24 protein-coding genes are annotated in these 25,759 nt (G+C 64.3%); 12 read left to right on the top strand and 12 right to left on the bottom strand.

The features are described from left to right. The first annotated feature begins 70 nt into the window (after positions 1-70). From ORS3428_RS07130 to ORS3428_RS07120, 3 genes are all read left to right on the top strand, one after another. Positions 71-1,588, top strand: a complete 1,518-nt coding sequence (locus ORS3428_RS07130) for a sugar ABC transporter ATP-binding protein (protein ID WP_071095890.1) — start codon at positions 71-73, stop codon at positions 1,586-1,588. A gap of 16 nt (positions 1,589-1,604) precedes the next feature. Continuing rightward, the gene (locus tag ORS3428_RS07125; protein WP_071095888.1) at positions 1,605-2,630 is read left to right on the top strand and encodes an ABC transporter permease; all 1,026 of its coding nucleotides are present in this window, start codon (positions 1,605-1,607) and stop codon (positions 2,628-2,630) included. A gap of 145 nt (positions 2,631-2,775) precedes the next feature. After that, the gene (locus tag ORS3428_RS07120) at positions 2,776-3,705 is read left to right on the top strand and encodes an ABC transporter substrate-binding protein (protein ID WP_443136843.1); all 930 of its coding nucleotides are present in this window, start codon (positions 2,776-2,778) and stop codon (positions 3,703-3,705) included. A 75-nt stretch (positions 3,706-3,780) separates the two neighbouring features. Here the strand turns inward: ORS3428_RS07120 and ORS3428_RS07115 are convergent, their stop codons facing one another. From ORS3428_RS07115 to ORS3428_RS07095, 5 genes are all read right to left on the bottom strand, one after another. After that, entirely contained in the window at positions 3,781-4,089 is a 309-nt protein-coding gene (locus tag ORS3428_RS07115) for a cupredoxin domain-containing protein (protein WP_071095881.1), read from the bottom strand. Next, the gene (locus tag ORS3428_RS07110) at positions 4,086-4,610 is read right to left on the bottom strand and encodes a DUF4142 domain-containing protein (protein WP_071095879.1); all 525 of its coding nucleotides are present in this window, start codon (positions 4,608-4,610) and stop codon (positions 4,086-4,088) included. The genes ORS3428_RS07115 and ORS3428_RS07110 overlap by 4 nt, the downstream gene beginning before the upstream one ends. 170 nt (positions 4,611-4,780) lie before the next feature. Continuing rightward, a complete protein-coding gene (locus ORS3428_RS07105; protein ID WP_071095877.1) occupies positions 4,781-5,479 on the bottom strand; it encodes an RNA polymerase sigma factor in 699 nt (232 codons plus the stop codon). Positions 5,480-5,570: 91 nt separating this feature from the next. Continuing rightward, positions 5,571-6,656 carry an HPP family protein gene (locus ORS3428_RS07100; protein ID WP_071095875.1) on the bottom strand — a complete coding sequence of 362 codons (1,086 nt, stop codon included), beginning with the start codon at positions 6,654-6,656 and terminating at the stop codon, positions 5,571-5,573. Positions 6,657-6,885: 229 nt separating this feature from the next. Then, positions 6,886-8,061 carry a cystathionine beta-lyase gene (locus ORS3428_RS07095; RefSeq protein ID WP_071095873.1) on the bottom strand — a complete coding sequence of 392 codons (1,176 nt, stop codon included), beginning with the start codon at positions 8,059-8,061 and terminating at the stop codon, positions 6,886-6,888. A 556-nt stretch (positions 8,062-8,617) separates the two neighbouring features. Here ORS3428_RS07095 and ORS3428_RS07090 point away from each other — a divergent pair. The 5 genes from ORS3428_RS07090 to ORS3428_RS07070 all read left to right on the top strand — a co-directional run bounded on the left by ORS3428_RS07090 (position 8,618) and on the right by ORS3428_RS07070 (position 13,720). Continuing rightward, positions 8,618-9,646, top strand: a complete 1,029-nt coding sequence (locus tag ORS3428_RS07090) for an amino acid ABC transporter substrate-binding protein (protein ID WP_071095871.1) — start codon at positions 8,618-8,620, stop codon at positions 9,644-9,646. A 62-nt stretch (positions 9,647-9,708) separates the two neighbouring features. Further along, on the top strand, positions 9,709-10,896 hold the full coding sequence (locus tag ORS3428_RS07085; protein ID WP_071095869.1) for an amino acid ABC transporter permease: 1,188 nt from the start codon (positions 9,709-9,711) through the stop codon (positions 10,894-10,896). A gap of 4 nt (positions 10,897-10,900) precedes the next feature. Next, on the top strand, positions 10,901-12,058 hold the full coding sequence (locus ORS3428_RS07080; RefSeq protein WP_071095867.1) for an amino acid ABC transporter permease: 1,158 nt from the start codon (positions 10,901-10,903) through the stop codon (positions 12,056-12,058). Positions 12,059-12,077: 19 nt separating this feature from the next. Then, positions 12,078-12,881 carry an amino acid ABC transporter ATP-binding protein gene (locus ORS3428_RS07075; RefSeq protein WP_071095864.1) on the top strand — a complete coding sequence of 268 codons (804 nt, stop codon included), beginning with the start codon at positions 12,078-12,080 and terminating at the stop codon, positions 12,879-12,881. A 170-nt stretch (positions 12,882-13,051) separates the two neighbouring features. After that, positions 13,052-13,720: a TIGR02117 family protein gene (locus ORS3428_RS07070; protein ID WP_071096097.1), complete on the top strand. Its 669-nt coding sequence runs from the start codon at positions 13,052-13,054 to the stop codon at positions 13,718-13,720. Between the two features lie 226 nt (positions 13,721-13,946). Here the strand turns inward: ORS3428_RS07070 and ORS3428_RS07065 are convergent, their stop codons facing one another. Together ORS3428_RS07065 and ORS3428_RS07060 are read right to left on the bottom strand one after the other, a co-directional pair. Further along, positions 13,947-15,182, bottom strand: a complete 1,236-nt coding sequence (locus ORS3428_RS07065) for an FAD-dependent monooxygenase (protein ID WP_071095862.1) — start codon at positions 15,180-15,182, stop codon at positions 13,947-13,949. 12 nt (positions 15,183-15,194) lie between these two features. Beyond that, the gene (locus ORS3428_RS07060) at positions 15,195-15,440 is read right to left on the bottom strand and encodes a zinc-finger domain-containing protein (protein ID WP_071095859.1); all 246 of its coding nucleotides are present in this window, start codon (positions 15,438-15,440) and stop codon (positions 15,195-15,197) included. 256 nt (positions 15,441-15,696) lie between these two features. Here ORS3428_RS07060 and ORS3428_RS07055 point away from each other — a divergent pair, with 256 nt between their 5' ends. Together ORS3428_RS07055 and ppx are read left to right on the top strand one after the other, a co-directional pair. After that, a complete protein-coding gene (locus ORS3428_RS07055) occupies positions 15,697-17,892 on the top strand; it encodes an RNA degradosome polyphosphate kinase (protein WP_071095857.1) in 2,196 nt (731 codons plus the stop codon). Continuing rightward, positions 17,889-19,424 (top strand): exopolyphosphatase, encoded by a 1,536-nt coding sequence (ppx, locus tag ORS3428_RS07050; protein ID WP_071095855.1) that lies wholly within the window; start codon positions 17,889-17,891, stop codon positions 19,422-19,424. Before ORS3428_RS07055 ends, ppx begins: the two co-directional genes overlap by 4 nt. A 134-nt stretch (positions 19,425-19,558) precedes the next feature. Here the strand turns inward: ppx and ORS3428_RS07045 are convergent, their stop codons facing one another. From ORS3428_RS07045 to ORS3428_RS07030, 4 genes are all read right to left on the bottom strand, one after another. Beyond that, on the bottom strand, positions 19,559-19,981 hold the full coding sequence (locus ORS3428_RS07045; protein ID WP_071095853.1) for a DoxX family protein: 423 nt from the start codon (positions 19,979-19,981) through the stop codon (positions 19,559-19,561). A 172-nt stretch (positions 19,982-20,153) separates the two neighbouring features. Further along, complete coding sequence (locus ORS3428_RS07040; RefSeq protein WP_071095851.1) at positions 20,154-20,576, bottom strand: DoxX family protein; 423 nt, start codon at positions 20,574-20,576, stop codon at positions 20,154-20,156. A 343-nt stretch (positions 20,577-20,919) separates the two neighbouring features. Then, positions 20,920-22,317: a class II fumarate hydratase gene (gene fumC / locus ORS3428_RS07035; protein WP_071095850.1), complete on the bottom strand. Its 1,398-nt coding sequence runs from the start codon at positions 22,315-22,317 to the stop codon at positions 20,920-20,922. A 130-nt stretch (positions 22,318-22,447) separates the two neighbouring features. Next, a complete protein-coding gene (locus tag ORS3428_RS07030) occupies positions 22,448-22,930 on the bottom strand; it encodes a cupin domain-containing protein (protein WP_071095848.1) in 483 nt (160 codons plus the stop codon). Between the two features lie 104 nt (positions 22,931-23,034). Here ORS3428_RS07030 and ORS3428_RS07025 point away from each other — a divergent pair, with 104 nt between their 5' ends. Beyond that, positions 23,035-24,039 (top strand): LysR family transcriptional regulator, encoded by a 1,005-nt coding sequence (locus ORS3428_RS07025; RefSeq protein ID WP_071095846.1) that lies wholly within the window; start codon positions 23,035-23,037, stop codon positions 24,037-24,039. Between the two features lie 49 nt (positions 24,040-24,088). Here the strand turns inward: ORS3428_RS07025 and betI are convergent, their stop codons facing one another. After that, entirely contained in the window at positions 24,089-24,739 is a 651-nt protein-coding gene (betI, locus tag ORS3428_RS07020; RefSeq protein WP_108722999.1) for a choline-binding transcriptional repressor BetI, read from the bottom strand. 76 nt (positions 24,740-24,815) lie between these two features. Between betI and choX the strand changes: the two genes are divergently transcribed. After that, entirely contained in the window at positions 24,816-25,754 is a 939-nt protein-coding gene (gene choX, locus ORS3428_RS07015) for a choline ABC transporter substrate-binding protein (RefSeq protein ID WP_071095844.1), read from the top strand. Positions 25,755-25,759: the final 5 nt, after the last annotated feature.

Below are 25,759 nucleotides of genomic sequence, written 5' to 3'. Positions count from 1 at the left end.
GTGGAGCCGTGCGGTCAGGGGACTATGTCGGTACAATAGTGCCGTCGGTACGAGAGCAGCTGGGTGACAGATGATGGCGCCRCTCATTTCCGTCCGCGATGTCAGCAAGAGCTTTCCCGGCGTGCGCGCGCTCAACAAGGTGCGCTTCGAGCTTCTCGCGGGCGAGGTGCATGCGCTTGTCGGCGAGAACGGTGCCGGCAAGTCGACATTGATGAAGATCCTGGCGGGCATCTACAGCCGGGACAGCGGCGAGATTCTCTACAATGGCGAGCCGGTGAACTTCGCCACGCCGCGCGCCGCCCAGATCATGGGCATCGGGATCATTCATCAGGAACTGCAGCTGATGAACCACCTCACCGTGGCCGAGAACATCTTCATCGGGCGCGAGCCGCGCAGCCGGTCGCGCATCTTCCTCGACGACGACAAGCTCAATCGCCAGGCGAGGGAAATCCTCGCCCACATGAACCTGAAGGTCGACCCGCGCGCGGTCGTCGGCAGGCTGACGGTCGCCAAGCAGCAGATGGTGGAGATCGCCAAGGCGCTTTCCTACCAGTCCCGCGTCCTGATCATGGACGAGCCGACCGCGGCGCTGAACGCCGCCGAGATCGCCGAGCTGTTCAACATCATCCGCGAACTCAAGGCGCGCGGCGTCGGCGTCATCTACATTTCCCACAAGATGGACGAGCTCAAGGAGATATCCGATCGCGTGACCGTGCTTCGCGACGGCGAATATGTCGCGACGGTGCCGACCGAGACGACGAGCCTGGACGCCATCATCGGCATGATGGTGGGACGCGCCCTGGCCGATGACGTCAAGCACCCGCCGCTCGCGCCGCGGCACGGCGAGGTCGCGCTCGAGGTCAAGAACCTCAATTGCGGACCGCTGGTAAGAAACGTCAGCTTTACGCTCAGGCGCGGCGAGATCCTGGGATTCGCCGGACTGATGGGGGCGGGAAGGACGGAAGTCGCCCGCGCGATATTCGGCGCCGACAGGGCGGAGTCGGGCGAGATCGTCGTCGGCGGCGTATCGGCAAGGATCAGGTCGCCGGTCGATGCGGTCAGACACGGGATCGGCTACCTCTCCGAGGACCGTAAGCAATTTGGCCTGGCGATCGGCATGGACGTGGAGTCCAATGTCGTGATGGCCACCTTGGCCAGGCATCTCAAGTTCGGCTTCGTCCTGCGGAGGCGGGCAATTCGCGCCACGGTGAATTCCTTCATCCGGCTGCTCAACATCCGCACGCCTTCGCCGACGCAGGAGGTGCGTCTCCTGTCCGGCGGCAACCAGCAGAAGATCGTCGTCGCGAAATGGCTGGCGCGCAATTGCGACGTGCTCTTTTTCGACGAGCCGACGCGCGGCATCGATGTGGGCGCCAAGACCGAGATCCATAAGCTGCTGCGCTCGCTTGCCGACGAGGGCAAGGCGATCGTGATGATATCATCGGAACTGCCGGAGATCCTGCGCATGAGCGATCGCATCATTGTGATGTGCGAAGGACGCATCACCGGCGAGCTCGCCTGGCAGGACGCGACCCAGGAGCGGATCATGCAACTGGCCACCCAGCGCGAGAAGGCAAGGGCGGCCTGAAGGAAGGAATGACGGAATGGTGGAGACGAAGATCACTGCCACCGAGGCGAAAGGGCGCGCTGCGGYAGGCCTCTGGCCCCGGTTCTTCGGCGCCAACGCGCGCCAGAAGCTCTTCGCCTTTGCGAGCCTGATCCTGCTGATGGGCTTCTTCAGCTTCGCTTCGCCCGCCTTCATGGAGCTCGACAACCTGCTCGGCATCCTGCAGTCGACCGCGGTCAACGGCGTGCTGGCGATCGCATCGACCTTCGTCATCATCACCGCCGGCATCGACCTCTCGGTGGGCACGCTGATGACGCTCTGCGCCGTGATGGCCGGCGTGTTCCTGACCAATTGGGAGCTGCCATTGTGGACCGGCGTGCTGGCGGCCATCGGCACCGGCGCGCTGAGCGGCCTGCTTTCGGGAACCTTCGTGGCGAAGCTCAAACTGCCGCCCTTCATCGCCACGCTCGGCATGATGCTTGTCAACAAGGGGCTGGCGCTGGTGGTTGCCGAAGACAAGCCGATCTATTTCACCGACTCCGAAAGCTTCTCGCTGATTTCGCAAGGCTCGCTGGTCAGCTACATCCTGCCCAGCGTGCCGATCCCCAACAGCGTGCTCATCCTGTTCGCGCTGGCGATCGCCGCGTCGGTCGTGCTCAGCCGCACGGCGCTCGGCCGCTACACATTCGCCCTCGGCAGCAACGAGGAGGCGGTCCGCCTGTCGGGCGTGAACGTCGATCGCTGGAAGATCACGATCTACGTTCTGGCCGGAGCCATTTGCGGCATTGCCGGGCTGCTGATCGCCTCGCGCCTCAATTCCGCGCAGCCGGCGCTCGGCCAGGGCTACGAGCTCGAAGCGATCGCCGCGGTGGTGATCGGCGGCACCTCGCTCAGCGGCGGCGCCGGCACGATTCTTGGCACCATTATCGGCGCCTTCATCATGAGCGTTCTCACCAACGGGCTGCGCATCATGTCGGTCGCGCAGGAATGGCAGATTGTCGTCACGGGCGTCATCATCATCCTGGCCGTCTACATCGACATTCTGCGGCGCAAGCAAATGTGAAGGAGGTCGATCAAAGGAGCCATCGGAGCCAACTAAGGACAGCCTGGTAAGCGACAGCATGGCCGACCGGCATCCCCGAACAGCGGAGGCGCCAGCCGGCTGAAACATCCAAACATTAGGGAGGTTAGCAGCGATGTTGAACAGAATGCAGATAGGCGCCCTTGCCGGCGCGGTCGCGCTCGGCGCGCTTTGCGGCACGGCGTGGGCGGCAGATACTTATATTCCCCTGATATCCAAGGGTTTCCAGCACCAGTTCTGGCAAGCGGTCAAGCTCGGCGCCGAGCAGGAAGCCAAGAAGCAGAACGTCAAGATCAGCTTCGAAGGTCCGGAAACCGAGGCCATGGTCGACAAGCAGATCGACATGCTGACTGCGGATCTCTCCAAGCATCCGCAGGCGATCGGCTTTGCCGCGCTCGACAGCAAGGCGGCCATTCCGCTGCTGAAGAAGGCGAAGAAGGAGAAGATCCCGGTGATCGCCTTCGACTCGGGCGTCGACAGCGACATCCCGCTGACCACCTGCGCCACCGACAACATCGCGGCCGCCGGCGTTGCGGCGGACAAGATGGCGGAGCTGATCGGCGATTCCGGCGATGTCGCGCTGGTGGTGCATGACCAGACCAGCCGCACCGGCATCGATCGCCGCGACGGCTTCCTCAACCAGATGAAGGCAAAGCACCCCAACATCAAAGTCGTCAGCGTCCAGTATGGCGGCGGTGACCAGCTGAAGTCGACCGAGATCACCAAGGCGATCCTCCAGGCCAACCCGAACCTGAAGGGTATTTTTGGCGCCAATGAAGGTTCGATCATCGGCGTCCTGCACGGCGTCAAGGAGTCGAACAAGAAGGTCGTCGTCATCGGCTACGATTCGGGCAAGGAGCAGATCGAGGCGATCAAGTCCGGCGCGGAAGCCGGCGCGATCACCCAGAACCCGATCGGCATCGGCTCCTGTGTCGTGGAGTCGGCGGTCAAGGCGCTGAAGGGCGAGAAGCTGCCGAAGAAGCTCGACACCGGCTTCTACTGGTACGACAAGACCAATGTCGATGATCCCAAGGTGAAGGCCGTCCTCTACAACTGAGGCCTCCCGCCAAGGGACGCCCTCGGCGCGTAGGTTTCGAGGGCCGGCAGCGGCCTCGCCGCCGGCCCCGAAGGGTCACTGCGTCACGTCGACGTGACCCTTCATGTTGGGGTGGAAGCGGCAGAAATAGTCGACCGCTCCCGTCTCTTTGAGCGTGACCTTGCCCTTCGACTTCGGCGGGATCATCACGTCCCAGCCGCCTTTCACCGTGGCAGTGTGGGCGATTACGTCCTTGTTCGTCCACTCGATCGTGTCGCCGACCTTGGCGGAAACGCTCACCRGCGAGAACACCAGCTTGTCGATCGTCACCTCGATGGTGGCGGCGAGCGCCGGCGAAGCGACGAGCGCCAGCGCCAGCGCGGCCGGGAGCAGGGCCGCTCTCATTTCAGCATGCCGGCGACATGTTCGGCATGCTGCTCATGCCCCTGGAAGATTTTCAGGCCGGTCTCGAGCAGGCTCTTCAGCTCGGCATTGCTTGCGGACGGGATGAGCAGGGTTTCGAGGGCGCTGTCGACCTGCTTGTGATAGGCCACCTCGTTCTCGATATAGGCCTTGTCGAAGGCCGCGCCCTTCAGCTTCGCCAGCTTGGCGCGCTCCTCCTTCGCTGCCTTCACCAGTGACTTGCTGGTGGCGTTGTCCTCGGGCTTCACCTTCAGCTTCTTGACGAGATCCAGCGCCTGCTTGTTCACCGCCTCGTGGTCGCGCTCCATGTCCTTGGCGAAGTCGACGACCTCCTTGGTCTTGGACTTCTTGATCGCCTGTTTTGCCGCCTCGATGTCGATCGTGCCGGCCGTATAGGCGATATGGGCGATCTGCGGATCGGTGGGCTTCTCGGCGGCCTGCGCGTAGGGCGCGGCACCTGCAAGCAGCAGGGCGGCAAGGGCTGCGGTCGGTCGAATAAACATGGCATCTCCTTCGCCCTGCGGCGCGCGGCCTCGGGCTTCATCTGGTGTTGACGGCCATTGGATGCCGGTGGCGGCAAAACGTTCCCGGCATTTTCACATTCTAGGGTGGAGCGAGGAGCGAGCGCTCATGCGTCGAGCTCCGTCGGGGGCTGTCCCGCCAGCCTCGCATGTCAGGACGTAGCGTCGCCGAATCCCAGCCTTCTCATCACCGCCTTTGYCAACCGATCGCAGCGCCGGCCGGCGAAGGGAAAAGCGTCGAGCAGCACCGGGCCGATCTCGTCGTCCAGCGCCTTGCGCACCAGGCTGCGCGCCCTGTGAAGGCGCGTCTTCACCGTCTCCGGCCTGATGCCCAGTAGGTCTGCCGTCTCCTCGATGCTGAGGCCCTCGATGACGCGGGCGACGAAGACGGTGCGATAGACGTCGGGAAGGCTGTCGGTCGCCCGCTCGACGAGCCCGAGGATCTGCCGCTGCGCCATCGTCCGCTCCGGATCATCGCTTGGGTTCAAGGGAAACCGGATGATCTGCGCCTCCGGGATTTCGGGCATCGCCACGGTGCGCTTTCGCTTGCGCAGCCGGCCGAGCGCCTCGTTGATCGTGATGCGCGACAGCCAGGTGGACAAGGAGGCATCGCCGCGGAAGGCGTCGAGGCTGGCGAAGGCGCGCATATAGGCCTCCTGCACGATGTCCTCGGCCTCGGCGTCGTTGCGCACCACGCCGCGCGCGATGCGGTAGAGGCGCTGGTTGTGCGTCCTGATGATCAGGCGGAAGGCGTCCGCCTCGCGCGCAAGGGCGCGGCGCACCAGTGCCATGTCGCCGGCGATAGTGTCGGCCGCCGAACTCGTCGCTGCCTGCGTTGCTGACTTCCTCATCGCGCCCCGATCTCCCGGACAGGCGTTTCATCCGTCGATTGGATGCGCCTGCCGGCAAAAGGTTCCCGGATTTCCGAGCTCCAGTCGCGCGCTATGCTACAGCCCTCAGCTGCGGCCTGTCTGCAGCCTGCATGCGCGCGGCGGCGGCGAGAAGATCGGTCTGGGTGATTAGACCCAGGATATGCCGCCCGGCATCGACGATCACCACCGCATGGCTGCGCCCGTCGGTCAGCACCGGCAGCAGGCTCATCGCCGGCGTGTCGGGCGCGGCGGTTCCCGCCGTCGACATCACGCCCTTAACCGTATCCGTTGGCCTCGTCAGCTCGCGCAGGCCGACGGCGCCGGCCAGTCGGCCATCCGCGTCCACTACCGGCAAGGTGCGGATGTTGTGGTCGAGAAGCTGCTTCCGCGCCTCGTCGGCGCTAGCGTTCTCCGGCACCGAGATCACGTCGCGGGACATGATGTCCCGGCAAAGCAGGGTGCGGTGCGCGCGCACCATCGCCTGCAGCTCGACCTGGCGCAGCAGCCTTTCGATGTCATCGCGGTCGATGTCGAAGGTCTCGTCGAGCGCGGCAAGGGYGGCATCGACATCCTCGGGCCGGAACCCGACGCGCTCGGCCGGCGGCCGGTCGGCGGTGCCGTGGCTGTTGGCGGCGGGCACAGCCACATGCGGATAATTGCGCCGCGACAGCCGATGGAAGAGGAAGCCGAGCGTCACCAGTATGATCGAGTTCAGAGCCACCGGCACGAAGGGAAACAGGAAGCCGGCAGCGGCCACGGCCGGACCGCCGAGCACGCCGGTGAGCGCCGCCGCACCGCCCGGCGGATGCAGCGAGCGCGTGAACGACATGGCGGCGATGGCGAGCGCCACCGCGAGGCCGGAGGCGATCACCGGGTTGTGCACGAAATGCGCCACCGTCACGCCGACCAGCGCCGAAATCGTGTTGCCGCCGATGATCGACCAGGGCTGCGCCAGCGGGCTCGACGGCACGGCAAAGAGCAGCACCGCGGAAGCGCCCATCGGCGCGACCAGCATCGCCACATGCGCCCCGCTGCCCATGGCGAGCCCGCTGATCACGCCGGTCAGCGCGATGCCGATGGTGGCGCCGATACAGGCGAGCAGGCGTTCACGCAGCGTCGCGCCTGCAAGGATCGGAACGAAGAGGCGGAACGCCATGGCAGGCCCCAAGTCTAATTCTTGAATTATCGAACGGCTGGAATCTTGCGCTGCACGCAATGCCGCCGAAACCACGGATTTGAAAGCCAAGCCGATCCGTATATTCGCGGCCGGGGAGAATATTATTGCGGCCCGGCGCTCGCGGCATGCCGCCAGCGGCTTCCGCTTTCTCAATCGCGCCAAGGCGTTACGGGCGTTTGCGGATTCGGCTTGGCAGGCAATCGGCCCGTCACTCGGCGGCGGCAGCCGCCGCGGCGAGGCCGCGCTCGATGTCGGCCTTGAGATCCTCGACATCTTCGAGCCCGATCTGCAGACGGATCAGCGGACCGGCGTATGAGCCCTTGGCGACGGTGCGGTCGCCGAGGAAGACCGGCACGGCAAGGCTCTCATAGCCGCCCCAGGAATAGCCGAGGCCGAAGATCGTCAGCGCATCGAGGAAAGCATGCTGCGCTTTCTGCCCGCCGCCCTTCAGCAMGATGGAGAACACGCCGCTCGAGCCGCAGAAGTCGCGCTTCCACAGCGCATGGTCAGGATGGCTGGGCAGCGCCGGATGCAGCACCTGCGCCACGCCCGGCTGCTCCTCCAGCCAGCGCGCGATCTCGAGCRCGCTCTTCTGGTGATGCTCGAGCCTGACCCCCATGGTGCGCAGGCCGCGCAGCACCTGGTAGACGTCGTCCGGCCCGGAACAGCAGCCCAGCGTGCAGAAGCCTTCATAGAGCTGCTTCCAGCAGGCTTCGTTGGCCGACACCGTGCCGAGCAGCACATCCGAATGACCGGCCGGATATTTGGTCGCCGCATGGATCGAGATGTCGACGCCATGATCGAGCGGCTTGAAATAGAGCGGCGTCGCCCAGGTATTGTCCATCATGACGATGGCGCCGGCCGCATGCGCCGCCTGGACGATCGCCGGGATGTCCTGCACCTCATAGGTGTTCGATCCCGGCGATTCCGTGAACACCACCGTCGTGTTGGGCTTGATCAGCCGGGCGATGCCGGCGCCGATGTGCGGATCGTAATATTCGATCTCGACGCCCAGGCGCTTCAGCATCGTGTCGGCGAAATGCCGTGTCGGGTGATAGACCGAATCGACCATCAGCAGATGGTCGCCGGCCGAACAGAAAGTGAGCAGGGGGACCGTCACCGCCGCGAGGCCTGACGGCACGGCGATCGTGCCGGCCGACCCTTCGAGCGCATCGACGGCGAGCGTGAGCGCATCCATGGTCGGCGTGGCGCGCGTGCCATAGGTGTATTTCTGGCCGCGGGTGGTCATCGTCGCGGCGTCGGGATAGAGCACGGTCGAGGCATGCACGACCGGCGGATTGACGAAGCCGAAATAGTCGCGCGGGTTGTTGCCGGAATGGGCAAGCCTGGTGTTGATGCCGATCTTGCTGCCGTCTGTCGCCATGGTTCGTCGCCTGTCATATTATGTCAGGAGGGCAGCCATAGAGCGGCTGAACTGGCCGCGCAACCCGCCCCGTACCCGCCAGCGGCGGTGTTCRGATGGGCCAAAATCAAAGATTGCCGGCTCATCTTTTGCGCCCGCCGCGCGCCTGCGGCGAAGATGTGCCGAAGGCGGCCTCGCCTGCCTCGCCGCGCCATGAATCAAGTCAGTCCTTCCATTTGCAGCGAAGTAGTAACGGGCGGGAATTCACGTAACGTTCCAAATTTCCACGGCGCCCGACTTGCCGGTTTCGCTTGCAGCTCTTGGCCAATTCGCGGGCGCTTTTGGCTGCAATTCCGGCATTTGTGACAATCGGTTTTCAAACGTGTCGCAATTCGGTCATTTCCCTTGACCTCACAGGAATAATCGCCTTCGATGCGTTTCGTGAATGGGAGGCAGTGCATCGGCAACGATGCGGGTCCTGGAGAGGGCCGTTAGTGGGAGCTGCATTCACACGCGGAAAAGATCAGGGCTGCCTGGCGACAGGGGCACCTGTAAAACAGAAAAGGGTCTGTGGGTCATGAAACACATTGCAATCGGCATTCTCGGCGCCGCCGCGCTCGGACTTATGGCGTCGGCAGCGTCGGCCGGCACGCTGGATACCGTTAAGCAGAAGGGCTTCATCCAGTGCGGCGTCTCGACCGGCCTCGCTGGCTTCTCGGCGCCGGACGACAAGGGGGAATGGCAGGGCATCGACGCCGACTTCTGCCGCGCCGTCGCGGCGGCCGTCTTCGGCGACCCCTCCAAGGTCAAGTTCACCCCGCTCAGCGCCAAGGAACGCTTCACCGCGCTGCAGTCGGGCGAGGTCGACATCCTGTCGCGCAACACCACTTGGACGATCAACCGCRACACCGCGCTCGGCCTGAACTTCGTCGGCGTCACCTATTATGACGGCCAGGGTTTCATGATCAACGCCAAGAAGCTGCCGGGCGTGAACTCGGCGCTGCAGCTTTCGGGCGCCGCCGTCTGCGTGCAGAGCGGCACCACGACCGAGCTCAACCTCGCCGACTATTTCAAGTCGAACAAGATGGAGTACAACCCCGTCGTGTTCGAGAAGCTGGAAGAGGTCAACGCCGCCTATGACGCCGGCCGCTGCGACGTCTACACCACCGACCAGTCGGGCCTCTACGGCATCCGCCTGACGCTGGGTTCGCCGGCCGACCACGTCGTGCTGCCCGAGATCATCTCCAAGGAGCCGCTCGGACCGGCTGTGCGCCAGGGCGACGACCAGTGGTACCACATCGTCAAGTGGACGCTGTTCGCGCTGGTCAACGCCGAGGAGCTCGGCATCACCAAGGCCAATGTCGACGAGATGAAGAACTCGGACAACCCCGAGATCAAGCGCGTGCTCGGCACCGAGGCCGACTCCAAGATCGGCACCGATCTCGGCGTCTCCAACGACTGGGTCGTCAACATCGTCAAGGCCGTCGGCAACTACGGCGAAATGTTCGAGCGCAATGTCGGCTCCGGCAGCCCGCTCAAGATCGCGCGCGGCATCAACGCGCTGTGGACCAAGGGCGGCCTGCAATACGCTCCGCCGATCCGCTGATCGAAATGTGATCCGGGAGGCAGATGTCTGCCTCCCGGTTTCTCTTTTCAGGGGATGGTCGCATGGCTTCGCAGGAAATCCTTCGCGAGGAGCCGAGCCGCGGCTCCTTTATCAATGACCCGAAAATACGCAGCCTCTTCTTTCAGGCGCTGGTCGTCGTCCTGCTGGTCGGCTCGATTTATTGGATCGTCAACAACGTTATCGACAACCTGCAGCGGCTGCACATCGCTTCCGGCTTCCAGTTCCTGAGGGGCAGGGCGGGCTTCGACATCTCGGACACGCCGATCGCCTACACGTCGGACTCGACATATTTCCGCGCCCTGGTGGTCGGCCTRCTCAACACGGTGATCGTTGCCGTGGCCGGCATCATAACCGCCACCATCATCGGCTTTGTCATCGGCATCGGCCGCCTGTCGCACAACTGGCTGATCCGCAAGATCTGCACGGTCTATGTCGAGATCTTCCGCAACATCCCGCCGCTCCTGGTCATCTTCTTCTGGTACTCCGGCGTGCTGGCCGTGCTGCCGCCGCCGCGAGAGAGCATCCATCTGCCCTTCGGTTCCTTCCTCAACCAGCGCGGCTTCTATTTCCCGCGCGCGGTCTGGGGCGAGGGCTCCTGGCTGATGATCGCCGCCTTTGTCGTGGCGCTCGGCATGGCCTGGTTCGTCGCCCACCGGGCGCGCCAGCGGCAGATGGCCACCGGCCAGCAATTCCCCGTGTTCTGGACCTCGGTCGCGTTGATCATCGGCCTGCCGGTGCTTGCCTTCCTGCTTGCCGGCATGCCGCTCTCCTTCGATTTTCCGAAGCAGTCGACCTTCAATCTCACCGGCGGCTTCCTACTCAAGCCGGAATTCCTGTCGCTCTACATGGCGCTGTCCTGCTATACGGCAGCCTTCATCGCCGAGATCGTTCGCGCCGGTATCCGGGGCGTCAGCAAGGGCCAGACCGAGGCGGCAGGCGCTCTTGGCCTGCGCTCCGGTCCGATTCTCAGGCTCGTCGTGGTGCCGCAGGCGATGCGCATCGTCATCCCGCCGCTGACCAGCCAGTATCTCAACCTGACCAAAAACTCGTCGCTTGCGATCGCCATCGGCTATCCGGATCTCACCGCCACCGCCGGCACGGTGCTCAACCAGACGGGGCAGGCGGTCGAGGGCGTGCTGATCATGATGATCGTCTATCTGGTGCTGAGCCTCGTGACCTCCGCTGTCATGAACGTGGTCAACGCCAGGATGGCGCTGGTGGAGAGGTAGGGCCATGCAGGAACACGATACGTCCTGGGTCCGCACCGAGATGGCGCTGGCGCAACCGGCGCCGCTCGGCGAGCGCGGCGCCATCGCCTGGGTGCGCAAGAACCTGATCGCCTCGACGGGCGACGCGATCCTGACGATCCTCGGCATCGCCATCGTCGCCTGGATCCTGCCGCAGATCATCGACTGGGCCTTCATCAACGCGCAATGGACCGGGCCCAACCGCACGGTCTGCGCCACCGTCTCGCAGGGCGGCATCCAGCCGGACGGCTGGACGGGCGCCTGCTGGGCCTTCGTCAACGCCAAGTTCGGACAGTTCATCTTCGGCACCTATCCGATCGAGGAGCGCTGGCGGCCGATCGTGGTGGCAATCCTGTTCGTGGCGCTTTTGGTGCCCATGCTGATCCCGCGCGTGCCCCGCAAGGGGCTGAACGCCATCCTGCTCTTCCTGGTACTGCCGGTGGTTTCGTTCTTTCTCCTGTCCGGCGGCGTGTTCGGCTTGCCGATTGTCGAAACATCGCGCTGGGGCGGGCTGCTGGTCACGCTCAGCCTGTCGTTCGTCGGCATCGTCGTGTCGCTGCCGCTGGGCACGATGCTGGMGCTGGGCCGCCGATCGAAAATGCCGATCGTCAAGCTGTTGTGCGTCATCTTCATCGAGTTCGTGCGCGGTATTCCGCTGATTACGGTGCTGTTCTTCGCCAGCGTCATGCTGCCGCTCTTCCTCCCCGCTGGCGTCACCTTCGACAAGTTCCTGCGGGCGCTGATCGGCGTCTCGCTGTTTGCCGCCGCCTATATGGCGGAAGTGGTGCGCGGCGGCCTGCAGGCGATCCCGAAGGGGCAATATGAGGGCGCCGATTCGCTCGGCCTCGGCTATTGGCAGAAGATGGGGTTGATCGTGCTGCCGCAGGCGCTGAAGCTGGTCATCCCCGCCATCGTCAACACCTTCATCGGCATGTTCAAGGACACCAGCCTGGTGCTGATCATCTCGATCTTCGACCTGCTGGGCGTGGTCAAGCAGAACCTGTCCGACGCCAACTGGGCGACGCCGCAGACCGCCAAGTCCGGCCTCATCTTCGCGGCCTTCGTGTTCTGGCTGTTCTGCTTCGGCATGTCGCGCTATTCAATGTACACCGAACGCCGGCTCGACACCGGCTACAAACGATAACGATAAAGAGGAACTGGCCATGGTCACCGAAAACGCCGTCAGCGCGGAAGAAATCAAGGTCGATGCCAAGAAGATGCATATCTCGACCACCGATGTCGCGATTGACATCATCGGCATGCACAAATGGTATGGCGAGTTCCATGTGCTTAAGGACATCAACCTTAAGGTGATGYGCGGCGAGCGCATCGTCATCTGCGGCCCGTCGGGCTCCGGCAAGTCGACCATGATCCGCTGCATCAACCGGCTGGAAGAGCACCAGAAGGGCAAGATCATCGTCGACGGCAAGGAGCTCACCAACGACCTCAAGAAGATCGACGAGGTGCGCCGCGAGGTCGGCATGGTGTTCCAGCACTTCAACCTCTTCCCGCACCTCACCATCCTGGAGAACTGCACGCTGGCGCCGATCTGGGTGCGCAAGACGCCGAAGAAGCRGGCCGAGGAAATCGCCATGCATTTCCTGAAGCGCGTCAAGATCCCGGAACAGGCCAACAAGTGTCCGGGCCAGCTCTCCGGCGGCCAGCAGCAGCGCGTGGCGATCGCCCGCTCGCTCTGCATGAACCCGCGCATCATGCTGTTCGACGAGCCGACCTCGGCGCTGGATCCGGAAATGATCAAGGAAGTGCTGGAGACCATGGTCGGGCTCGCCGAAGAAGGCATGACCATGCTTTGCGTCACCCACGAGATGGGCTTTGCCCGCAAGGTTGCCAACCGGGTAATCTTCATGGACCAGGGCCAGATCGTCGAGCAGAACACGCCGGCCGAGTTCTTCGACCATCCGCGCCATGAGCGCACGAAACTGTTCCTGTCGCAGATTCTGCACTGAGAGCTTGTCCCTTCTCCCCCGCCTTTACGGGGAGAAGGTGCCGGCAGGCGGATGAGGGGCAGCACCGAGATCGATAGTTGGTGGCACGTCATCTTTTGCGCGATGCGGCGTCATTTCGCGCAACCGGTCGGACTGTGTCGGGTGGCGAGGGAGCCGCAAAGCCGCCGCCGATGAGGAAATTCCTGCGTTGCCTCGCCATGCTGGTTGCCACGGCGCTGCTTGCGGTCGGGCTCGGCACGCTGGTGCCGCGCCCGCTCTGGTCGGCGGCGGTGGCCGCAGGCGCGGGCACCCGGCATATACTGGTGCTGAGGAACCCGATCCACACCGACATTGCGATCCCGCTCGATGACGCCGTGCGCCGGCGTTTCCATTTCCTCGCCGACGCCGGCCTGCCCTCAGACGCGCCGGAGGCGCGCTACCTCGTTTTCGGCTGGGGCGGCCGCGCCTTCTATCTGGAGACGCCGACCTGGTCGCAGCTGAAGGCGGTGCCGGTGCTGAAGGCGCTGACGCTCGACGCCTCGGTGATGCATGTCGATCTTGCCGGCTCGATCAGGGAACCGGACCCGGATGTCGTCGGCTTCGACATCGACGAAGAGCATTTTTCCGCGCTCCTCGACTATATCGCCTCGAGCTTCCGGCAGGGGCCGAACGGTCCGATCGCCATCGACAACCCCGGCTATTCCCGCTTCGACCGCTTCTACGAGGCCAACGGCTATTTCAACGCGCTGGTGGGCTGCAACACCTGGACGGCGGCCGCGCTCCGCACCGCAGGCCTGCGCACCGGCTGGTGGAACCCGCTGCCGGTCTCGCTGGAGTTGTCGTTGAGGCTGTATGATTAGGGTGAGTGCTGCGCAAATCGGCAGGCGCCGCATTCCTGCACACCCCTCTGGCCTGCCTGCCATCTCCCCCGCAAGGGGGGAGATTGGACGTCTTCTTGGCTTTCGCCAATCTTCATCGTTGCAGGGGGAGCGCCGTCGGCGAAGCTGCCAATCTCCCCCCTTGCGGGGGAGATGTCCGGTAGGACAGAGGGGGGTACTGTCCCGCCAAGGTATCCAGTTGAGCATCTTACCGCCTCACAACCTTCCGCTCCTCCCAGCCATAGAGCCAGTCCAGATCGGCGGCGAGCTTCTCGGCCGGCCGTGTCGCCAGCGCCAGGTTGCGGGCGATCGCCACCGGGCCCCAGGCATGCCAGGCAAGGCGGTTGAGCGCGCCGCGCCTGAGCACCTTCTCGATGCGCGGGCGTCTGAGGTTTTCCCAAGTGGTGAGGCTCCGCCGCAGGTCGTCGGGGAAATCGCCGACCAGGCCGGCAAGCATCGCGGCGTCCTCGATGCCCATTGCCGCGCCCTGTGCCGCGAAGGGCGTCATCGCATGCGCTGCGTCGCCGATCAGCGCGATGCCTTGCGGCATCGTCCAGCGCCGTTGCTCGACGGTGTGGATCGGAAACGCCGTCCACGGCCCGGCGAGCGCGACAAGCCTTGCAAGCGCCGGCGCCGTGCCGCGCATGGCGCGTGACAGGATCGCGGGATCGGCATGGCCCGACCAGCCTTCGGCGATGCGCTTGCCCTTGGTGAAGGCGGCGAGGTTGAAGGCGCTGCCCTTGCTCACCGGATAGGCGACCATATGGAAGCCGGGATGGAGGAACGCGGTGACGCTATCTCCGGCGCCGACCGCCGCAAAGGCCTTGCCGGCGGCGCTCTCGGCCGCGACCGTGGCGCGCCAGGCGAGCTCGCCGCAGAAGCGGCTTTTCGCGAAGGCAGGCTCTCTGCCCGCAAGTTGCGCGCGTATCGACGACCAGACGCCGTCGGCGCCGACGAGCAGGCCTGCGGCGGCCTCGACGCTGCCGCCATCCGTTTGGGCCGTTACCGCGATATTCTGCGGCGCGACAGTGATGTCCGTCACCCGCGCTCCGGTAAGAAGTCGGATATCGCGGCACTCCCCCACCCGCACCGTCAGCGCCGCCTGCAGATCGGCGCGGTGCGCCACCAGATAGGGCGCGCCCCAGCGGTCTTCGCCGGCCCGGCCCAGCGGCACGCGCGCCAGTTCGCGCAAGGAGGCGGCGTCCTTCAGTACCACCGCTTCCGGCCTGATCGCGCTCGCCGCCAGGCGATCGAGCACGCCGAGCCGGCGCAGGATGCGCGTCGCATTGGGAGAAAGCTGCAGCCCGGCGCCCACCACTTCGAGCTGCCTGGCCTGTTCCAGCACCGTCACGGCATAGCCGCGCTCGGCAAAGGCGAGCGCCGCGGTCAGCCCGGCTATACCGGCCCCGGCGATGACGATCTGCCGGGACCGCGTCTCATCCATGATCGCCAGGGATCAGGCGGCCTGGTCGACAAAGAGGCAGCCCGGCGGCTGCGTTTCCGTCGCCTTCAGCTTCGGCGAATAACGGTAGAGCGTCGAGCAATAAGGGCAGACCTTCTCATTGTCATCGCCCATGTCGAGAAATACATGCGGATGGTCGAAAGGCGGGTTGGCGCCCGTGCACATGAATTCCTTGACGCCGATCTCGATCGCCGGATGGCCCGCGTCGTTCTGGAAATGGGGAATGGTACCGCCTGCCATCGTCGTCTCCAAATTTGAATGCGGCTTTGAATTCGGCCCGCTTGCATCTGGATCATAACCGGCCAGTTTGCAAGATCGATGAAATGAAACTGTCGCAAAAGGCTGGCAGAGAATATGTTGAGCCGGTTAAGCGCATGAGTCCGGGAATCGAAACGATTCCGAGACATCATGCGTCACAAATGCATGTTAGAGCGTCCGTTGCGCGTCCGGCGGTGTATGGCGCTGAAAAGGGCGGTTGCAGGCAAGAGCAGGAACCATGACCGAACTGAAGCCGGTGCAGAACGAGTTTATCACCGTCGAGGCGGCCAGCCCCGATGGCGGCAATCCCGACCGTTTCGTCAACCGCGAATTCTCCTGGCTGCAGTTCAACCGGCGTGTGCTGGAGGAATCGCTGAACGAGCACCACCCGCTTCTCGAGCGTGTCCGCTTCCTGTCGATCTCGGCCGCCAATCTCGATGAGTTCTTCATGGTGCGCGTCGCCGGCCTCGCCGGCCAGGTGCGCGAGGGCATCGTGCTGAAGAGCCCGGACGGCCGCACGCCCGAACAGCAGCTCGAGYAGCTGCTGCGCGAGGTCGAGCGCCTGCAGGAGGACCAGCAGAAGAGCCTGTCGGTGTTGATGGAACTGCTCAACAAGGAAGGCATCGAGAGCATCACCCGCGACGCGCTTACCAAGGACGAGAAGGTCTGGCTGGAAGAGCATTTCCAGGAACAGGTTTTCCCGGTGCTGACGCCGCTGTCGATCGACCCGGCGCACCCGTTCCCGTTCATCCCCAATCTGGGCTTTTCGATCGCGCTGCAATTGCGCCACCGCAAGAATGGCGAGGAGATGAGCGCGCTGCTGCGCCTGCCGGTGGCGCTGCGGCGCTTCATCCGCCTGCCCGACCGCAAGCACCATGTGCGCTTCATCCCGCTGGAAGAGGCGGTCGGCATGTATATCGGCAAGCTGTTCCCGGGCTATGAGGTCAAGGGCTCCGGCACGTTCCGCATCATCCGCGACAGCGACATCGAGGTGGAAGAAGAGTCGGAAGACCTTGTGCGCCTGTTCGAGACGGCGCTGAAGCGCCGCCGCCGCGGCTCGGTCATCCGCATCGAGTTCGACACGCTGATGCCGGCCGAATTGCGCGACTTCGTCGCCGGCGAGCTCGGCGTCGCGTCGAGCCGCATCAGCGTGCTCACCGGCCCGCTGGCGCTCAGCCAGATCTCCGAGATCGTCGCCGTCCCGCGCGACGATCTCAAATTCACGCCTTACAACCCGCGCTTTCCCGAGCGCATTCGAGAGCATGGCGGCGACTGCCTGGCCGCCATTCGCGAGAAGGACATCATCGTCCACCACCCCTACGAATCCTTCGACGTGGTGGTGCAGTTCCTGCGCCAGGCGGCGGCCGATGCCGAAGTTGTGGCGATCAAGCAGACGCTCTACCGCACTTCGAACGACAGCCCGATCGTGCGTGCGCTGATCGACGCCGCCGAGGCCGGCAAGTCCGTGACCGCGCTGGTCGAGCTCAAGGCGCGCTTCGACGAGGAGGCCAACATCCGCTGGGCGCGCGACCTCGAGCGCGCCGGTGTGCAGGTCGTGTTCGGTTTCCTGGAATTGAAGACCCACGCCAAGATGTCGCTGGTGGTGCGGCGCGAGGACGGACGGCTGCGCAACTACGTGCATCTCGGCACCGGCAACTACCATCCGGTCACCGCCCGCATCTACACCGACCTGTCCTTCTTCACCACCGACCCGATCATCGCGCGCGACGTGGCGCAGATCTTCAACTTCATCACCGGCTATGCCGAACCCGCCGAGGAGATGCGCATTGCGGTGTCGCCCTTCACGCTGCGCGAGCGCATCCTGAAGCACATCGGGGACGAGATCGCCCATGCGCGCGAAGRCCGGCCGGCCCGCATCTGGATGAAGATGAACTCACTCGTCGATCCGACCGTCATCGACGCGCTGTATGACGCCAGCCGCGCCGGCGTCGAGGTCGACCTCGTCGTGCGCGGCATCTGCTGCCTCCGGCCCCAGGTGCCCGGCCTTTCCGAGAATATCAGGGTGAAGTCGATCGTCGGCCGCTTCCTCGAGCACAGCCGCATATACTGCTTCGGCAATGGCTACGGCTTGCCCTCCGACGAGGCGATCGTCTACATTTCCTCCGCCGACATGATGCCGCGCAATCTCGACCGCCGCGTTGAAACCCTGGTGCCGATCACCAATCCGACTGTGCATGAACAGGTGCTCGGCCAGATCATGCTGGGCAATGTCATGGACAACCAGCAAAGTTTCGACGTATTGGCAGACGGCACCTCCCGGCGCGTCATGCTGGAGGAGGGCGAGGAACCGTTCAACGCGCAGGAATATTTCATGACCAATCCGAGCCTTTCCGGACGGGGTGACGCGCTGAAATCGCATGCTCCAAGGCGCATTGCCCAGTTCAAGCGCCGCAAGAAGAACGCCGCCGCGTGATTTCAATATCCCAGGGCCGGCTCCAGGACCGGCGGCCGCTGTCGATCATCGACATCGGATCGAACTCGATCCGTCTTGTCGTCTATGAAGGGCTGGCGCGCTCGCCGACGCTGCTGTTCAACGAAAAGATGCTGGCCGGCCTAGGCCGCGGCATCGTTTCGACGGGCAAGCTCGATCCCGAGGCGGTGACCCGCTCGATGGAGGAGCTCCGCCGTTTTCGCGCGCTTTCGGATCAGGCCGGCGCCGAGCATATGTATGTGCTGGCGACCGCGGCCGCGCGCGAGGCGGTCAACGGCCCGGACTTCATCCACCGGGCCGAGGAGGTGCTCAAGACCGAGATCCGCGTGCTTTCAGGCCGCCAGGAAGCGCATTATTCGGCGCTCGGCGTCATCTCCGGCTTCTATCCTGCCAACGGCATCGCCGGCGACCTTGGCGGCGGCAGCCTGGAGCTCATCGACATCAACGGCGAGTCGATCGGCGACGGCATCACCCTGCCGCTCGGCGGCCTGCGGCTGCAGGACATGGCGAAGAACTCGCTCGTCCAGGCGCAGAAGATCGCGCGCCAGGAACTGGCGCGGGCGAAGCTGCTCAAGGGGGGGCAGGGCAGGGTGTTTTACGCCGTCGGCGGCACCTGGCGAAACCTCGCCCGGCTGCATATGGAGATGAACAACTACCCGCTCGGCGTCATGCATCACTACGAGATCGCCGCCGACAGCGCCCAGGCCTTCCTCAGGCAGGTGGCCAAGGGCGAGGTCGAAAAGGTCAGGGGCATAGAGGGCGTCTCCAAGAACCGCCGCTCGCTGCTGCCTTACGGCGCCGTGGTGCTGCAGGAGATCATGGCGGCAATGCAGCCGTCGAAGATCGTCGTCTCGGCGCAGGGCGTGCGCGAGGGCTTCCTCTATTCGCTGCTCGACGCGGCCGAGCAGAAAGCCGATCCGCTGATCTCGGCGGCCGAAGAGCTGGCGCTGCTGCGCTCGCGCTCGGTCCATCACGCGCACGACCTCGTCGATTGGACCGGCCAGGCCTTCAAGGCCTTCGGCATCGACGAGACGGTGGACGAGGCGCGCTACCGCCATGCCGCCTGCCTGCTTGCCGATATCGGCTGGCGCGCTCATCCGGAATATCGCGRCAAGCAGTCGCTCAACATCATCGCGCATGCCTCCTTTATCGGCGTCGATCATCCCGGCCGTGCCTATCTGGCCTTGGCCAGCGCCTATCGCCATGACGGCGTCTTCAACGATACGATCGCGCCGGAGATCAAGGCGCTGGCGCCGCCGCGCGTGCTCGAGCGCGCCCGCGTGCTGGCGGCGATGATGCGCGTCATCTATCTGCTGACGGCGGCGATGCCGGGCGTGATGCCGCGCCTGAAATGGGAAAGCCGCGGCAACGGCGCGCTGGCGCTGGTGCTGCYGGCTTCGCTTGCCGACCTCTATGGCGAACGCCCCGCCGGGCGGCTGGCGCAGCTCGCGCGCATCACCAACCGCCGCCTTGTGCTGGCGGTCGAGGGCGGCCCGAGCGTGTCGGTGAAGTAGGGTCGGCTTAAAGCAATTCCAAGGAAAAGCGTGAAACGTGTAGGTTCGCCGGCTTCGCCGTAACCTTCCGTCCGGAATTGCGTCAAAACAAAGAGATAGAGCGCTTCGCCGTTTCAGTGAAACGGTGAAACGCTCTAGGTCACCTCGGCGCCGATGCCGGCGCCGCGCCCATCGGCCGACCAGGCGCCGGCGCCGGCCATGGCGAGCGCCAGGAAGCCGCCGGCAATCGCAATGTCCTTCATCAGCATCTGCTGGTGCATGAAGGCGAGCGTGGCATCGTCGGCGCCCTGGCCGTAATGGCCGATGAAGGCGGCGGCGATAGAGAAGGCGGCAAGCAGAAGTGCCGCGATCCGCGTCAGGAAGCCGACGAGGATCAACAGTCCGGCGATCAATTCGAACAGGCCGGTGCCCCAGGCGACAATCGTCGGTAGCGGCAGGCCGAGGCCGGCGAAATAGCTGGTCGTGCCGGCGATGTTGGCGAGCGCCTGGAAGCCGGAGGGCACGAAAAGCGCGGCAAGCAGGAGCCGCGAGATGAGAAGCAATGCGTTGCGGGGCATCGGCCACCTCCCTTGCCGGCATCTGCCGGCTGCGGTCGCAGTGTACGCCTGCAACCGGAAAACGAAAAAGCGGCGCGGAAAATTCCGCGCCGCTTCCGTTTCAGGCTTGGGAGGGGCAAGCAATTCCAGGAAATGAAGCAGTTTCCGTTCGGAATTGCGTCAAACAAAAACGTCAGCCGCGCTTGGCGTCGATCGAGTAGGCGCCGGCGCCGAGAATGGCGAGGAGGATGAAACCGCCGGTGAGGCCAAGATTCTTCTGCAGCATCAGCAGCTGGATCTGGTCGCCGAAGTTGAGGTGCGCGATCGCCGTGGCGGCAAGCGTGAAGATCGCCAGCGCGATGGCGACGATGCGGGTCTGGAAGCCGACCAGGATGGCGAGGCCGCCGAAGAATTCGAGCAGGCCCGAACCGACCGCGGCAACCGTCGGCAGCGGCAGGCCGATGCTGCCGAACCACTGCGCGGTGGCGGAAATCGCGGTCAGCTTGGCAAAGCCCGAGAGGATGAACAGGATGGAGAGAAGGATGCGGCCGACGAGGATCGCGCCCGAAGCGTTCGAGGCGTTGCCGGCGGTAGCGGCGGAAGTGTTGATGGACATGGCGGGTCTCCGAATGGGTTGAATGCCCAGTCAGATAGACGACGAAGAATGTTCACCAAAGATGCCTATGCGGCGACACATTGTTCACAGATTCTATATTTCTGCGATCGCGTGGCCAGCAGAAATTCGTGTCGCGAGATTCGGTTGGGGGAGTAAATTCTCCCCCCGCAAAATGCTGGTCCCCCAGCGCAGTGCTCGCATTGTCGCATCATGTGCCTCGGAGATCGGCCGAAACATCCCTCACTTCGTCATCCTCGGGTCTGCGCCGGGTCGCTTCGCTCCTCGCTGCGCCCAAGGATGACGACGTTGGAAGGTCTCGGCAGATATGGAACGCTAACGGCACCTAGCCCGGATGCGTCATGTCCTCCKGCCGTACCAGCCGGTCGTAGTCGGCTTCGCTGACCAGCCCGGTGGCCAAGGCTTCCTCGCGCAGCGTGGTGCCGTTCTTGTGCGCGGTCTTGGCGATCTTGGCGGCGTTGTCGTAGCCGATGGTCGGGGCCAGCGCCGTCACCAGCATCAGCGAGCGCTCCAGCGCCGCCTTGATGTTGTCCTCGCGGGCCTCGATGCCGACGACGCAATTGTCGGTGAAGGACATGCAAGCGTCCGCCAGCAGTTGCACCGACTGCAGGAAGTTGTAGGCCATCAGCGGGTTGTAGACATTGAGCTCGAAATGGCCCTGGCTGCCGGCGAAGGTCAGCGCTGCATGGTTGCCGAACACCTGCACGCAGACCTGCGTCAGCGCCTCGCACTGGGTCGGGTTGACCTTGCCCGGCATGATCGAGGAGCCCGGCTCGTTCTCCGGCAGCGAGAGCTCGCCGAGGCCCGAGCGCGGGCCGGAGCCGAGGAAGCGGATGTCGTTGGCGATCTTGAACAGTGCTGCGGCCGCCGCGTTGATCGCGCCATGCGAGAACACCATGGAATCATGCGCCGCCAGCGCCTCGAACTTGTTCGGCGCCGTGACGAAGGAAATTCCCGTGATGGCGGCGATGCGGTCCGCTACCTTCTCCGCAAAGCCGACCGGCGCGTTGAGGCCGGTGCCGACGGCGGTGCCGCCCTGCGCCAATTCCTGCAGGCCGGGCAGCGTCATCTCGATGCGCCTGATCGACGAGGCGACCTGCGCGGCATAGCCCGAGAATTCCTGGCCGAGCGTCAGCGGCGTGGCATCCTGCGTGTGCGTGCGGCCGATCTTGATGATGTGGTTGAAGGCCCGGGCCTTGGCGTCGAGCGCCTTGTGCAGATGATGCAGCGCAGGGACGAGGTYGTGCGCGATCCGCTCGGCGCAGGCGATGTGCATGGCCGTCGGATAGGTGTCGTTCGACGACTGGCTCATATTGACGTGGTCATTGGGGTGCACCGGCTTCTTCGAGCCCATCACGCCGCCGAGCAGCTCGATCGCCCGGTTGGWGATCACCTCATTGGCGTTCATGTTGGACTGCGTGCCCGAGCCCGTCTGCCAGACGACGAGGGGGAAATGGTCGTTGAGCTTGCCGTCGATGACTTCCTGCGCCGCGAGCACGATCGCCTTGCCGATGGCAGGATCGAGCCGCTTCATCTCCATGTTGACCTCGGCCGCCGCGCGCTTGATGACGCCGAGCGCCCGCACGATCGAGACCGGCTGCTTTTCCCAACCTATTCTGAAATTGCCGAGCGAACGCTGCGCCTGCGCGCCCCAATAGCGGTCGGCCGCGACCTCGATGGGACCGAATGTATCGGTTTCGGTTCTGGTCTTTTCAGCGCTCACGAGAAATCTCCGGTCTGTCGATTTGCGCAAGGGCGTAACGCGTCGCACAAATGGCATCAAGCGGAGATTGCGGGCGAGGGGAATGCAAATCGGTTTGAAGGGTTGGGCAATCTCCCCCCTTGTGGCGAGATCAGCTATTCAGCGGCGCTCCAACAATATCGATGCCACTCTCCGCGCAAATCCTCGTCAGCGCCGCGATCATCTCCGGCGTCGGCTCGGCCGGCGGCGGCAGGTCAGGCTTTTCGGCGGGGCGGCTCGCCTGGCGCACCATCGTCTCGAAATCCGCGCCGCGCGTGACAGTGAGCGTATGTGCGCCTGCGGGAGACTCGACCCTGTATCTGTGCGGCAGGCCCTTCGGCGCGATGATGGTTTCGCCGGCGCCGACGATCCGCTCGCGGCCATCGATCAGAAAACGCATTTGCCCTTCGAGGATGTGGAACACCTCGTCCTCGTTCCGGTGCACGTGCAGCGGCGGAGAATCGCCATAGGGCAGCCGGTGCTCGATGACGCAGATGCCGTCCTCGCCGTCGGTTGACGACACCTGGATGGCGACCAGCGTGTTGTTGAACCAAAGGAGTTGCTTGCCTGCGATGGTGCTGTTGATCATTGTCATCACTGTTCTTCCTTTGTTGGTGCCGACGGTGYGGCGTCGATGCGACCTAACCGAGGACAGGCGGACGACGGAAATCCTATGATCGTATGGGCTGAATTGACGCGATGAATTTGAACGCGCTCGATCTCAATCTGGTGAGGGTGCTCGACGCGCTTCTGCGCGAGAAAAGCGTGACGCGCGCCGGCGAGCAGATCGGCCTCAGTCAGCCGGCGGTGAGCGCCGCGCTCAACCGCCTGCGCCACTTGCTCAACGACCAGCTCTTCGTGCGGCGCGGCAACGACATGGTGCCCACCCCGCGTGCCGAGAGCCTGGCGGAACCAGTGCGCGCGGCGCTGCGCGAGATCGAGCGCGCCTTCCAGCCCGCGAAGGATTTCGATCCGGCGACACTCGAACGGACCTTCACCTTCATGGGCGCGGATTTCTTTTCCATGCTGCTGATGCCGCCCTTTGCCGCGCGCATCGCGGCGATGGCACCCCGCGTGTCGCTGCGCTTTCTGGACAGTGCGCGCGGCGACGTTTCGAAGCTGCTCCAGGAGGATGAGATCGACGCCGCGCTGGAACGCCCGCTGGAGGTCGCCGAATGGGTCTCCAGCACGCCGCTGTTTCACTCGCCTTTCGTGATCATTGCCGCAAAGGACAACGCGGCGATCAGGCAGGCCGGGATCGCGGACGGCGGGGTTCTGCCGATCGAGCTCTTCTGCGAACTGCCGCATGTTTTGCGTTCCATCGACGGTTCGATGTCGGGCTCTACCGACGAGGCGCTCGAGCGAATCGGGCGAAAGCGCCGGGTGAGCCTTGCCTTGCCGCGTTTCCAGGCCGTCGCCCTGGCGGTAGCCGGCGGAAATCACCTCGCCGCCGTTCCCAGACAGTTCGCAGTCTCCGCCGCCAGGAGCCTGCCCCTCGCGCTCTTCGAGTCGCCGCTGAGCATCGCGGTGCCGGAAGTCAGGATGTACTGGCACGCCCGCCACGACGACGAGGCGCCGCATCGCTGGATCCGCGAGCAGGTTCTCGATGAAATCGCGACGCTCGGATTCAGGGATTGGGATGGCGCTGAAAAGCGGCAGCTTTCGAGCCCAGGAGTCACCCGCCGCATGACAGGGACGCAGTGACGGACGGCGCAGGCTGTCCAGCAGAGGTCTTGTCTGGCCCGTATGAACTTTACCCGGCAGAGGCCAGGCCAACGGATGAGGGCTGGCGCAGGGCGAGGCGGCCCGCGACAAAATCCTTGACCTGGCGGATCGCCTGCTCGCGCGATACGCTGCCCGGCTGCAGCCCGAGCCGCAGCCACAGGCCGTCTATCAGCGCGGTGACGCCGAGCACGATCTCGTCCGCCAGTTCCGCAGATGCGAGGCCGCGCAGGCCGGACAACAGGTTCGAGCGCATGCGTGCGTGGATGACCTTCTGGATGCGCGCCAGCTTCTCGTCGCGCGGCACCYCGGCGCAGAGCGACAGCCAGGCATGGCAGAGCGGCGGCAGGAACAAATGCTCCTCGAAATTGCCCTCGATCACCGCATCGAGCCGTTCCATCGGCGTCCTCGCCCGCCGAAGCCTGGCGACCACGGCGTCACAGAGCACGGCATTGGCCTCGCGCATCGCGTGCTCGAACAGCTCCTGCTTGTTGCGGAAATAATGCAGGACGATGCCTTTTGAGGCGCCGGCCTGGGCCGCGACCTTTTCCAGCGTCGCGCCGGCAATRCCCTCGCGCTCCAGCACTGCGAATGCCGCCTGCCGCAATTCCTTGCGGCGTATGTCGCTGAGACGCGTGAGTTTCACCGGATCGATCCCTGCATGGCGAATCGATGTTGACATCTTCGTCCGTTCAGATCAACAATTGACCGATGGGACAAGAATATGACCCATTGGTCAAAATATGAGGAGGACCGGAATGTTGCGCATGCTTGCGAATGGCGTCTGTCTCGCCGCCTTGATGCTGGCCGCTCAGACCGCTTATGCGGCCGAGGCGGCTGGGTGCAGGGTGGTGCGCATGGCCGAGCCCGGCTGGAACGATCTCGCCTTCACCACGGGGGTGGCCAAGGTCCTGCTGCAGGCGCTGGGCTATGAGCCGCAGAGCGAGGTGCTTGGCATCAACGTCATCTACGAAGGCATGAAGAACAAGGACCTCGACCTGTTCCTCGGCTACTGGGATCCGGCGATGGTCACCTACTACGAGCCCTACAAGAAGGACGGCTCGGTCGAGAATGTGCGCGTCAATCTGGTCGGCGCCAAATACACCTTCGCCGTGCCGACCTATGTCTGGGAAGCCGGCGTCAAGGATCTGTCCGACCTGCACAAATTCGCCGATAAATTCGGGAAGAAGATGTACGGCATCGAACCAGGCTCCAACCAGCTGATGATGGACGCCATCGCCGATCCACAGTTCCACCTCGACGGCTGGYAGGTGGTCGAATCGAGCGAAGCCGGCATGCTTTCGGAGGTCGGCTACGAGATCAAGGAGAAGCAGTTCATCGTCTTCCAGGGCTGGGCGCCGCATCCGATGAACACGATGTACGACTTCAAGTACCTGACCGGCGGCGACAAGTTCTTTGGTCCGAATTTCGGCGCGGCGACTGTGACCACGCAGGCGCGCAAGGGCTACCTGCAGGAATGCCCGAACGTCGCRCAGTTCCTGAAGAACCTCGTCTTCGACATCGACCTGGAAAATGTCGGCATGGGCTACCTCATCAATGACGGCCTGAAGCCGGAGGAGGGAGCGCTGAAGTCGATCACGCTGAACAAGGGTCGCCTCRACGCTTGGCTCGCCGGCGTCACCACCTTCGACGGCAAGCCCGGCCTTGCCGCCGTCAAGGAAAAGCTCGGACTGTGAGGCTG

The sequence above is a fragment of the Mesorhizobium sp. ORS 3428 genome, assembly GCF_001854785.1.
Classification (GTDB): Bacteria; Pseudomonadota; Alphaproteobacteria; order Rhizobiales; family Rhizobiaceae; genus Mesorhizobium.
The sequence above is the reverse complement of the archived record's forward strand: the minus strand, read 5'-3'. Positions and strand labels throughout refer to the sequence as shown.

Bases quoted from the DNA above. Each gene is read 5' to 3' on its own strand.
- ORS3428_RS07120 (WP_443136843.1), top strand. From the start codon at position 2,776: ATGCAGATAGGCGCCCTTGCCGGCGCGGTCGCGCTCGGCGCGCTTTGC.
- ORS3428_RS07110 (WP_071095879.1), bottom strand. From the start codon at position 4,610: ATGTTTATTCGACCGACCGCAGCCCTTGCCGCCCTGCTGCTTGCAGGT.
- ORS3428_RS07070 (WP_071096097.1), top strand. From the start codon at position 13,052: ATGAGGAAATTCCTGCGTTGCCTCGCCATGCTGGTTGCCACGGCGCTG.
- ORS3428_RS07065 (WP_071095862.1), bottom strand. From the start codon at position 15,182: ATGGATGAGACGCGGTCCCGGCAGATCGTCATCGCCGGGGCCGGTATA.
- ORS3428_RS07060 (WP_071095859.1), bottom strand. From the start codon at position 15,440: ATGGCAGGCGGTACCATTCCCCATTTCCAGAACGACGCGGGCCATCCG.
- ORS3428_RS07045 (WP_071095853.1), bottom strand. From the start codon at position 19,981: ATGCCCCGCAACGCATTGCTTCTCATCTCGCGGCTCCTGCTTGCCGCG.
- ORS3428_RS07040 (WP_071095851.1), bottom strand. From the start codon at position 20,576: ATGTCCATCAACACTTCCGCCGCTACCGCCGGCAACGCCTCGAACGCT.
- ORS3428_RS07030 (WP_071095848.1), bottom strand. From the start codon at position 22,930: ATGACAATGATCAACAGCACCATCGCAGGCAAGCAACTCCTTTGGTTC.
- ORS3428_RS07025 (WP_071095846.1), top strand. From the start codon at position 23,035: ATGAATTTGAACGCGCTCGATCTCAATCTGGTGAGGGTGCTCGACGCG.